Raw genomic sequence first — 9,463 nt, 5'->3', positions numbered from 1 at the left:
TCGCGTGGGGGGTATTCAAAAGCGGCCGGGATTTCGATCCGACCATGCTGAGAATAGGTCAAGCCTGCTTCCAGCAGGCTTGACCGCGAACATAGGATCTCGGCTCTACAGTGACGCTGCCCCGCAATGTCGACTCGCTTGTAGGAGCTGCGTAAGCCGCGAAGCTGGCAATGCCTGAAAGGCCTAAAAGCCAACCCCTCCCCAGCCCTCCCCTCCGCCTTCGGCGCAAGGGAGGGAGTACATCTTCAACCCAACAGGGTCTCCAACACCGCCATGCGCACGGCAACGCCGTTGGCAACCTGGCGCAACACCCACGACTGCGGGCCGTCGGCCACTTCGTCGGTGACTTCCACGCCACGGTTGATCGGGCCCGGGTGCAACACCGCTGCGTCCTTGGCCGCACGCCTCAGGCGCTCGCTGTTGAGGCCGTACTGGGCGTGGTATTGCTCCAACGACGGCACCAGGCCTTCTTCCATGCGCTCACGCTGCAGACGCAGCATCATCAGCGCATCCACGCCTTCCAGCATCGCGTCGAAATCCTCCCCGACCACGCAGCCATCAAGAATTCCATCTTCCGGCAGCAGCGACTGCGGGCCGCAGACGCGGATCTCGCCCACGCCCAGGGTGCGCATCGCCTGCAGATCGGTACGCGCTACGCGCGAATGCTTCACGTCGCCGACAATCACCACTTTCAGCTTGGAGAAATCGCCACCCTTGGCCTGACGCAGGGTCAGCATGTCGAGCAGGCCCTGGGTCGGGTGCGCGCTGCGGCCGTCGCCAGCATTGATCAGGGCGGTGCCTTCGCCAGCCACGCCAGCCAGTTCGGCCACCGCACCATCGTCCGGGTGACGCACGATGAAACCACGCACGCCCATCGCTTCGAGATTCTTCAGCGTGTCGCAGGCGGTTTCGCCCTTGCGTGCGGAAGAGGTGGATGCGTCGAAATTCAACACATCGGCGCCCAGCCGCTGCGCCGCCAGCTGGAACGAACTGCGGGTGCGGGTCGAGGGTTCGAAGAACAAGGTGCATACGCCGGTACCGGCCAGCACCGCGCGCTTGTTGTTGATGCGGCCGACCGCGGCATCGCGGATCTGGCCAGCACGGTCGAGCAGCTGCAGCAGGGTTTCCCGCGGCAAGCCATCCAGGGTCAGCAGGTGGCGCAGGCGTCCTTGGGCATCAAGTTGCGAAGCGGTCATGGCAGGGTCTTCGACAGTCAGGAAATAGGGGTGGCTTCGTGCGGCGCCGACAACCAGCGCTCGATGATGACGGCGGCAGCCACGGCGTCGAGGTTGGCAGCATCGCGGCGGCGCTTGCGGCCTTCGGCGCGCTCCACGGCGAAGCGCTGCGCGGCCTCGACCGAGCTGGAACGTTCATCCACCAGCACTACCGGCACCTTGTAGCGCTGCTGCAGCTGCCGGGCAAAGGCGTGCGCGCGCTTGCGGTTGGGCTGGTCTTCGCCTTCCAGGGTGAGCGGATCGCCGACGATCATGCCTTGCGGCCGCCATTCCTTGTGCAGGCGGTCCAGCGCGGTCCAATCCGGGCCATTGGCATGCACGTCGATCACCGCAAGGGCACGTGCGCCCACACCCAGCGAGCTGCCGATGGCAACGCCGATGCGGCGCGAACCAACATCGAAGCCCAGTACCGTGCTGCTGGTGGAAAGTGCGTTGGACTCAAGCACGACCGCTGTATCCGGTGACCAGGAACAGATCAACCCCGATCCGCGCGCCAGCCAACTGCCAGCGCTCGCCCAGGGGCGTTTCGAACAGCACCGCGGCGTCGGCAGGCACGGTCAGCCAGCTGTTCTCCGCCAACTCCTGCTCCAGCTGGCCTTCACTCCAGCCGGCACAGCCCAGCGTGACCAGCGCATTGCGCGGACCTTCGCCACGGGCCATGGCTTCGAGAATGTCGCGGGAAGTGGTCAGGTAGAGACCATCGGCCACCTTCAGGCTGGAATCCCATGCGCGGGCGTCATCGTGGATGACAAAACCACGCTCGGTATGCACCGGGCCGCCATTGAGCACCGGCACCGCGCGCAGGTCGCCATCGTCGGTATCGATCGCCATCTGTGCGAACACATCGCCCAGGGTGAAATCGGAGAGTTGATTGACCACGACACCCATCGCGCCGTTTTCGTCGTGCTGGCAGATCAAGGCCACGCTACGCGCGAACTGGGGGTCGACCAGCGATGGCAAAGCCACCAGCAGGTGATTGGAGAGAGGTGGCGACAGCGCAGACATGCCTGCATTCTACCGGCTGCGGCCGCTCGACGCTTTGCAGCGGCGATAATCCGGTCTTCCTTAACGCGGAGACGCCCATGAGCTACTACTGCGATATCGCCCCGGGCCACCCCGTGCACGGGCCGTACCATGAGAACGAGTATGGCTTTCCGCAACGGGATGAAAGCGAGCTCTTCGAGCGCCTGCTGCTGGAGATCAACCAGGCCGGTTTGAGCTGGGAAACCATTCTGCGCAAGCGTGAAGGTTTCCGTAGCGCGTATAGCGGCTTTGATGTGGATGCGGTAGCGGCGTATGGCGAGGCGGATATCGCCCGGCTGATGGCCGATGCCAGCATCATCCGCAACCGGCTCAAGGTGCTGGCGGCGATTCACAACGCGCAGGTGATCCAGGGCCTGCGTGGGTCGCATGGCGGCTTTGCAGAGTGGCTGGATGCGCATCACCCACTGCTCAAGGCTGAGTGGGTGAAGCTGTTCAAGAAGACGTTCCGGTTTACTGGTGGCGAGATCACCGGCGAATTTTTGATGAGCCTGGGCTATTTGCCGGGCGCGCATCGGGAGGACTGCCCCGTGATGGTCAGGATTGCGGCGATTGGGCCGGCTTGGATGGAACGGTAAGCTGCCTGAGCGCTGATGGCTTGAGCGCGAGCTGGAAGCAATAGCTACAGCAAGAGCTAGAGAGCAAGAGCACCCCTCCCCGGCCCTCCCCTTCGCTACGCGAAAGGGAGGGGGAAGAGCGGCCTCCGCTTTAGCTTTAGCTTTGGCTTTGGCCCCTCCCCTTCGCGTAGCGAAGGGGAGGGTTCGGGAGGGGTGCAGTTGATCTTGATCCCGACTCTGCTCTTGCTCCTCCTGCCAGCCAAACAAAAAAACCGCCCCAAAAGGGGCGGCTTTTCAGATCACCAGATCCGCCAGACTCAGCGAACCTCGGCAATCTCCACTCCATCCAGACCCTGCGACAAGGTCTTGGCATCGCCGCCCTGCGACAGCTTGATGCGCAGGCGCACTTCGTTCTGCGAATCGGCGTAACGCAAGGCGTCGTCGTAGCTGATCTCGCCGGCCTGATACAGCTCGAACAGGCTCTGGTCGAAGGTCTTCATGCCCAGCTGCACGGAATCCTTCATCACTTCCTTGAGCTTGTGCACTTCGCCGTCGCGGATGTAATCCTGCACCAGCGGCGTGCCTAGCAGGATTTCCATCGCCACGCGGCGGCTCTTGCCGTCCGGAGTCGGCACCAGCTGCTGTGCAACCACGCCCTTCAGGTTCAGCGACAAGTCCATCAGCAACTGGTTGCGACGGTCTTCCGGGAAGAAGTTGATGATGCGGTCCATCGCCTGATTGGCGTTGTTGGCGTGCAGCGTGGCCAGCACCAGGTGACCGGTTTCAGCAAACGCCACCGCATGATCCATGCCCTCGCGGGTACGGATTTCGCCGATCATGATCACGTCCGGCGCCTGTCGCAGCGTGTTCTTCAGCGCCGCTTCCCAGCTGTCGGTATCGATGCCCACTTCGCGCTGGGTGACAATGCAGCCTTCGTGCTTGTGCACGAATTCGATCGGATCTTCGATGGTGATGATGTGACCAGTGGAATTCTGGTTGCGGTAGCCGATCATCGCGGCCAGCGAGGTCGATTTACCGGTACCGGTGGCACCGACGAACAGGATGATGCCGCGCTTGGTCATCGCCAGCGTCTTGACCACCGGCGGCAGGCTCAGCTCTTCCACGGTAGGAATGCGCGTCTCGATGCGACGCAACACCATGCCCACCTGGTTGCGCTGGTAGAAACAGCTCACACGGAAACGGCCCACGCCGGATACACCGATGGCGAAGTTGCATTCGTGGGTCTTTTCGAACTCCTCGCGCTGCGCCGGGGTCATCACGTTGAGCACCATGTCGCGGCTTTGTTGTGCCGTCAGTGGTGTCTGGGTGATCGGCGACAGCTTGCCGTTGACCTTCATCGACGGCGGCATGCCAGCAGTGATGAAAAGGTCGGACGCCTTCTGGTGCGCCATCAGCTTGAGGAACGAGGTGAAATCAATAGTGCTCATGTCTGGCTCCTGATGGAGAGCCGGGACAGGGCGTGGGATGACCCCATCGCGCCCCGTCGATTCCGGCTTTTACGAATCCCGAATTCCGAATCTCTAATCCCGAAACCTGGAATTACTCGAACAGACGCTTGTCCTTGGCGTATTCCTTGGCCTGGTTGCGCGTGACCAGGCTGCGCTTGACCAGATCCTGCAGATTTTGATCCAGCGTCTGCATGCCCACCTGCTGGCCGGTCTGGATGGACGAGTACATCTGCGCCACCTTGTCTTCGCGGATCAGGTTACGGATGGCCGGTGTCGCCACCATGATTTCGTGCGAGGCCACACGGCCGCCACCGACGCGCTTGAGCAGTGCCTGCGAAATAACCGCACGCAGCGACTCGGACAGCATCGAACGCACCATCGGCTTCTCGCCGGCCGGGAACACGTCGATGATACGGTCGATGGTCTTGGCCGCCGAGCTGGTATGCAGGGTGCCGAACACCAAGTGGCCGGTTTCCGCCGCGGTCAGTGCCAGACGGATGGTTTCCAGGTCACGCAATTCGCCGACCAGGATGATGTCCGGATCTTCACGCAAGGCCGAGCGCAGGGCTTCGTTGAAGCCGTGCGTGTCGCGGTGCACTTCGCGCTGGTTGATCAGGCATTTCTGCGAGGTATGCACGAATTCGATCGGGTCCTCGACGGTGAGGATGTGACCGTATTCGTTCTTGTTGATGTGATCGATCATCGCCGCCAGCGTGGTCGATTTGCCCGAACCGGTCGGGCCGGTGACCAGGATCAGACCCTGCGGCTGCTCGATCAATTCACGGAAGATCGGCGGGCAGGCCAGGTCTTCCAGCGTCAGCACTTCCGAGGGAATGGTACGGAACACCGCACCGGCGCCACGGTTCTGGTTGAACGCGTTGACACGGAAGCGCGCCAGCGAGGGAATCTCGAACGAGAAGTCGACCTCGAGGAACTCTTCGTAATCACGCCGCTGCTTGTCCGACATGATGTCGTACACCAACGCGTGCACCTGCTTGTGGTCCAGCGCCGGGATATTGATGCGGCGGACGTCACCGTCCACGCGGATCATCGGCGGCAAGCCGGCGGAAAGATGTAAGTCCGAGGCCTTGTTCTTGACCGAGAACGCCAAAAGTTCAGCGATGTCCATACGCGCTCTGTCCCCTGCGTTGCGAGTATATGTAAGGTGTTTCCCCTGGCGGGCAGTATAAGCCTTCCCACGCAAGAGGTAGATGCTTTGCAAACCGTGTCTTTGGCCACCCTCCGGCAGCAGATCGACGCTGCTTCCAGCCCTTACCGGGCAGTCCGCCTGCTGGCCGTTTCCAAGCTGCAGCCGGCCGCTGCGGTGGCCGCTCTGGCCGCCCAAGGACAACGCGCCTTTGGTGAAAACTATGTGCAGGAGGCCGCCGCCAAGATCGCCGAGCTGGCCGAACTGGGCCTGGAGTGGCACCTGATCGGCCACCTGCAGTCCAACAAGGCGGAGCTGGCTGCGCAGATCTTCGACTGGGTGCAGACGCTGGACCGGGCCAAGCTGGTCAACGCCCTGGCCAAAGGCCGCCCGGCCCATCTGCCCCCCCTCAATGTGCTGATCCAGGTCAACATCGACGATGAGGACAGCAAGCACGGCTGCGCGCCGGAGCAGGTAAAGGCACTGGCCGAGGCCATTGCCAGCGAACCACGGCTATGCCTGCGCGGGTTGATGGCGATCCCTGCCCCCTTCCCTGAAGCGGCCAAACGGCAAGCCGCGTTCGCTAGGATGCAGGCGCTGTTTACCGGCCTGGCCGCACAGCATCCGCAGGTCGATACACTTTCGATGGGCATGAGCAGTGACTTTGCCGAAGCCATCGCCGCCGGCTCGACCATGGTCAGAGTCGGCACCGCCTTGTTCGGCCAACGCCCTTCCCCTTGATCGCACCGAGATTGGATTGATGACCAGCAGCCCGCACGCAGACCTCCCCGATACCCAGCTCCCCGACACTGATGTCGCCTTCATCGGCGGCGGCAACATGGCCCGCAGCCTGATCGCCGGTTTGCTGCGACGCGGCATGCCCGCCAGCCGCATCCATGTCGCCGAGCCGGTCGCCGCCCTGCGCGAGGCGCTGGCGCAGGACTTCGGTGTGCAGACCTACAATGCGGCCGAAACTGCTGCTGGCCATGCCGGGCTGTGGCTGATGGCGGTCAAACCGCAGGTGATGCGTACGGTCTGCGAAGCGCTGAGCCCGATCGCCGCCGCACGGCAGCCGGTGGTCGCCTCGATCGCCGCCGGCATCACCGCCGCGCAGCTCGAGCGCTGGCTGGGCGGCGATCAAGCCGTCGTCCGTGCCATGCCCAACACCCCTGCCCTGCTCGGTGCCGGCGTTACCGGCCTGTTCGCCAACCTGCGCGTATCAGCCGCCCAGCGCGCGCAGACCGAACAGGTCCTTGCCAGCGCCGGCCGCACCGTCTGGATCGAGAGCGAAGGACTGATGGACGCTGTGACCGCCGTCTCCGGCAGCGGCCCGGCCTATGTGTTCCTGCTCGCCGAAGCGATGGAGGCCGCCGCACTGGAACAAGGCCTGCCGGCTGATGCGGCACGCGCGCTGGTGCTGGACACCATACTAGGCGCCGCCCGCATGCTGACCGAAGCCGGCGAAGCCCCGGCCGAACTGCGTCGTCGCGTAACCTCCCCGGGCGGCACAACCCAGGCAGCCATCGAAACCTTCCAGGCCGGTGGCTTTGAAGCGCTGACCTCGAAAGCCATTGATGCGGCAGCCAAGCGTGGCAAAGAGCTGTCTGCTGCCAACGATTGAACAGCTTCTTCAGCCAAGTACACGAGCCGCCCGCACTCGCGGAGACCTGCTTCAAATAGCCCCTCTCCCCTCTCCCCTCGCGGGAGAGGGGTTGGGGAGAGGGGGAGCAAGACGAAGCCTTGTAGCTTTCAAGCAACCAAGAAAGCCCCCCTCCAACACCACAGCCCAAGGACACCAACACCATGCACCGGTTCGCCCTAACGCTGTCTTCCACCCTCCTGCTCATCCTCAGCGCCTGCTCCGCACAACAACCTCCGCAAGCAGCCGTCATCCAGCAATCGCAACCCAGCCACGCCGACCTCGGCAAGCTGCGCGTGCACTACAACCTGCTGCCAACGCTGGCCATGAATGACGCAGTAGCCCGCAGCTACCAGGTGCAGCGCGAAGCCGACCGCGCCCTGCTGGTGGTCGCCTTGCGGCAACTGGAACAAGGCGAAGAACTGCCCGCAGATGGCAAGGTACAAGCCATCGCCACCGATCTCTCCGGCAAGCGCCAACAGATTGACTTACGTGCGGTACGTACCGGTCCTTATACCGATCTGATCGGCGTACTTGACGCGCATCCACGCGATCAGCTGCGCGTGGAACTGCAGATAAGCGCTGACGCAGGCGCGGGAAATGTTCGCTTCGAGCGAAATTTCTGAATCCCGCTGAAACAACAAGCATCGTCTCGTTTGTTGTTTCAGCGCTGCATTCCACCTTGAAAATGCCGGCGAAAAAGCCCGCATTTCCTTTCCCAATCAACTCGATATGCCATCACGAACGGCATCACATTGCAGCCTGCAATGTTGATGTGCTGTGCCCGCGCAAGTTGCAAAGTCAAATTGACATGTAAGTGATGCAAACGATACTGGCCGCCTTTCCAATTCCGCGCACGCTGCAGAAATGCAGTCTGCGTCGGACAAAGTGATGTCCCTTGCCAGCTGACAACTCCCCCTCATCGTTGCTGCAGCTGCAAGGCTGGGGCATGAGCCGTGGCCAACGCACCGTGTTGGCCTGCATTGATCTGAGCATCGGCGGTCCCGGCATCGTGGTGTTGATGGGGCCGGGTGGCACTGGCAAGTCTTCATTGCTGCAGGCACTGTCCGGCCAAGGCAACGCCCATGGTGAGCGCTGGGGCACGCTGCTGTTCCAGGGGGCGCCGCTGGAGGCAGCGACGCAGCCGCCGGTACTGGTGCAACAGCATGCACGCGAACTTGGCTTCAGCGTGTTGGAAAACCTCAGCGCCGCGCTGCGTCTGCAAGCGGGCAACAAGCCGCAGGCATTGCGCGAAGAAATCGACGCGCGCCTGCAGGTATTGGGCGCCACCGCCGTTGCAGCACATCTGCAGCAACGGGTGATCGACCTGCCGCGCGGACTCGCCCGTCAGGTCGCCATCCTGCGCGCCGCCTTCAGCGGTAGTGCGCTGCTGTTGATCGACGAGCCCACCAGCGAGCTGGAGCCTGCAGATGCCGAAGCGGTGCTCAAGCTGATTGAACGTCTGTCTGCCAACCACTGCTGCCTGGTCAGCCTGCACCATCAAGGCCAGGCCCGACGTATAGCGTCGCGAGTGATCCTGCTTGCAGGCGGCCGTGTGCAGGTTGATTCGCCGGTGGATGCCTTCTTTGCCAATAACAGCCAACACCCGGTGCTGGCGCAGTTCCTGCGTACCGGCAGCTGCCATGTACCGGCGCCGGATGCGCGTGCCGAAGAACTGGCCGAAGGTGTGGCTGCGCCCGCCCCGGTTGTCATCGCTGAAAAAGCACCAAGCCGACCTGCCACATCTGCAGCCGAAACATCCATTCTTCGCCCAGTGCCGTTGCAGACAGCAGCACCGGTCCGCCTTTCCGCCACGCCATCGCGGCGTGGCCCCAATGGCTTCCACTGGCTGGTGCCAGGCAAGCTCGCCGGCTGCCCGATGCCCGGCGTGGTATTTGCCATTGATCATGATCTGACTTTGCTGCGTGGCATGGGTGTCACCGTGCTGGTCAACCTCACCGAGCGCGAGATGTCCGCCGAACGGCTGGCACCATACGGTCTGCGCAGCTATCACCTGGGCATTGTTGACCGCGGCGCCCCCCCGTTGTTATGGGCCAAGCTGCTGCTGGCCAAGATCGAGGTGATGTTGCGCGAAGGCGAAGTGGTTGCCGTGCATTGCCTGGCCGGGCTCGGCCGCACCGGCTTGGTGCTGGCGGGCTGGTTGATACGCGAAGGGCTGACCGCCGATGAAGCACTGCGCCGCCTGCGCACGCTGGACCCGGGTTTCGTGCAGTCGCAGGAGCAGGAAGACCTGCTGCATGCGCTGGAAGAAAACCTGCTGATCCGCGCCTGCGATTGATCAAACCTTGAGTGATGCCGGGTCGCGTTGCGGCCTTCGGGCATCGCTTTTCCTTTTCTCCCCCTTCCGCAAGGAT

General features: G+C 63.0%; 10 protein-coding genes. 5 read left to right on the top strand and 5 right to left on the bottom strand.

What is annotated here, in order from left to right:
* Positions 1–245 precede the first annotated feature (245 nt).
* The 3 genes from ACVOMB_RS08610 to ACVOMB_RS08600 are packed head-to-tail and all read right to left on the bottom strand — an operon-like array spanning position 246 to position 2,240.
* The gene (locus ACVOMB_RS08610) at positions 246–1,196 is read right to left on the bottom strand and encodes an aspartate carbamoyltransferase catalytic subunit (RefSeq protein WP_481530779.1); all 951 of its coding nucleotides are present in this window, start codon (positions 1,194–1,196) and stop codon (positions 246–248) included.
* A gap of 17 nt (positions 1,197–1,213) precedes the next feature.
* On the bottom strand, positions 1,214–1,681 hold the full coding sequence (ruvX, locus tag ACVOMB_RS08605) for a Holliday junction resolvase RuvX (protein ID WP_481530778.1): 468 nt from the start codon (positions 1,679–1,681) through the stop codon (positions 1,214–1,216).
* Positions 1,674–2,240, bottom strand: a complete 567-nt coding sequence (locus ACVOMB_RS08600) for a YqgE/AlgH family protein (protein WP_481530777.1) — start codon at positions 2,238–2,240, stop codon at positions 1,674–1,676. Before ACVOMB_RS08600 ends, ruvX begins: the two co-directional genes overlap by 8 nt.
* 77 nt (positions 2,241–2,317) lie before the next feature.
* Here ACVOMB_RS08600 and ACVOMB_RS08595 point away from each other — a divergent pair, with 77 nt between their 5' ends.
* Entirely contained in the window at positions 2,318–2,854 is a 537-nt protein-coding gene (locus ACVOMB_RS08595) for a DNA-3-methyladenine glycosylase I (RefSeq protein WP_481530784.1), read from the top strand.
* Between the two features lie 296 nt (positions 2,855–3,150).
* On the opposite strand, the gene ACVOMB_RS08590 is transcribed toward ACVOMB_RS08595, so the two are convergent.
* Together ACVOMB_RS08590 and ACVOMB_RS08585 are read right to left on the bottom strand one after the other, a co-directional pair.
* The gene (locus ACVOMB_RS08590) at positions 3,151–4,281 is read right to left on the bottom strand and encodes a PilT/PilU family type 4a pilus ATPase (RefSeq protein ID WP_481530776.1); all 1,131 of its coding nucleotides are present in this window, start codon (positions 4,279–4,281) and stop codon (positions 3,151–3,153) included.
* A gap of 112 nt (positions 4,282–4,393) precedes the next feature.
* Positions 4,394–5,431, bottom strand: coding sequence for a type IV pilus twitching motility protein PilT (locus tag ACVOMB_RS08585; RefSeq protein ID WP_296251652.1), 1,038 nt, complete (start codon positions 5,429–5,431; stop codon positions 4,394–4,396).
* A gap of 96 nt (positions 5,432–5,527) precedes the next feature.
* On the opposite strand from ACVOMB_RS08585, the gene ACVOMB_RS08580 reads away from it, so the two are divergent.
* The 4 genes from ACVOMB_RS08580 (at position 5,528) to ACVOMB_RS08565 (ending at position 9,387) form a co-directional block, all read left to right on the top strand.
* Positions 5,528–6,190, top strand: a complete 663-nt coding sequence (locus ACVOMB_RS08580) for a YggS family pyridoxal phosphate-dependent enzyme (RefSeq protein WP_481530775.1) — start codon at positions 5,528–5,530, stop codon at positions 6,188–6,190.
* A gap of 19 nt (positions 6,191–6,209) precedes the next feature.
* Positions 6,210–7,070, top strand: coding sequence for a pyrroline-5-carboxylate reductase (gene proC, locus ACVOMB_RS08575; RefSeq protein WP_481530774.1), 861 nt, complete (start codon positions 6,210–6,212; stop codon positions 7,068–7,070).
* A 182-nt stretch (positions 7,071–7,252) separates the two neighbouring features.
* On the top strand, positions 7,253–7,714 hold the full coding sequence (locus ACVOMB_RS08570) for a DUF4426 domain-containing protein (RefSeq protein ID WP_481530773.1): 462 nt from the start codon (positions 7,253–7,255) through the stop codon (positions 7,712–7,714).
* Between the two features lie 323 nt (positions 7,715–8,037).
* Positions 8,038–9,387, top strand: coding sequence for a phosphatase domain-containing putative toxin (locus ACVOMB_RS08565; RefSeq protein ID WP_481530772.1), 1,350 nt, complete (start codon positions 8,038–8,040; stop codon positions 9,385–9,387).
* The last annotated feature ends 76 nt before the right edge of the window (positions 9,388–9,463 follow it).

It is taken from the genome of Stenotrophomonas sp. STEN018, assembly GCF_056760235.1.
The sequence above is the reverse complement of the archived record's forward strand: the minus strand, read 5'-3'. Positions and strand labels throughout refer to the sequence as shown.

What these genes read in the sequence shown, in the direction of transcription:
- ACVOMB_RS08600 (WP_481530777.1), bottom strand. Translation starts at nt 2,240, where the DNA reads ATGTCTGCGCTGTCGCCACCTCTCTCCAATCACCTGCTGGTGGCTTTG.
- ACVOMB_RS08595 (WP_481530784.1), top strand. Translation starts at nt 2,318, where the DNA reads ATGAGCTACTACTGCGATATCGCCCCGGGCCACCCCGTGCACGGGCCG.
- proC (WP_481530774.1), top strand. Translation starts at nt 6,210, where the DNA reads ATGACCAGCAGCCCGCACGCAGACCTCCCCGATACCCAGCTCCCCGAC.
- ACVOMB_RS08585 (WP_296251652.1), bottom strand. Translation starts at nt 5,431, where the DNA reads ATGGACATCGCTGAACTTTTGGCGTTCTCGGTCAAGAACAAGGCCTCG.
- ACVOMB_RS08570 (WP_481530773.1), top strand. Translation starts at nt 7,253, where the DNA reads ATGCACCGGTTCGCCCTAACGCTGTCTTCCACCCTCCTGCTCATCCTC.
- ACVOMB_RS08610 (WP_481530779.1), bottom strand. Translation starts at nt 1,196, where the DNA reads ATGACCGCTTCGCAACTTGATGCCCAAGGACGCCTGCGCCACCTGCTG.
- ACVOMB_RS08565 (WP_481530772.1), top strand. Translation starts at nt 8,038, where the DNA reads ATGAGCCGTGGCCAACGCACCGTGTTGGCCTGCATTGATCTGAGCATC.
- ACVOMB_RS08590 (WP_481530776.1), bottom strand. Translation starts at nt 4,281, where the DNA reads ATGAGCACTATTGATTTCACCTCGTTCCTCAAGCTGATGGCGCACCAG.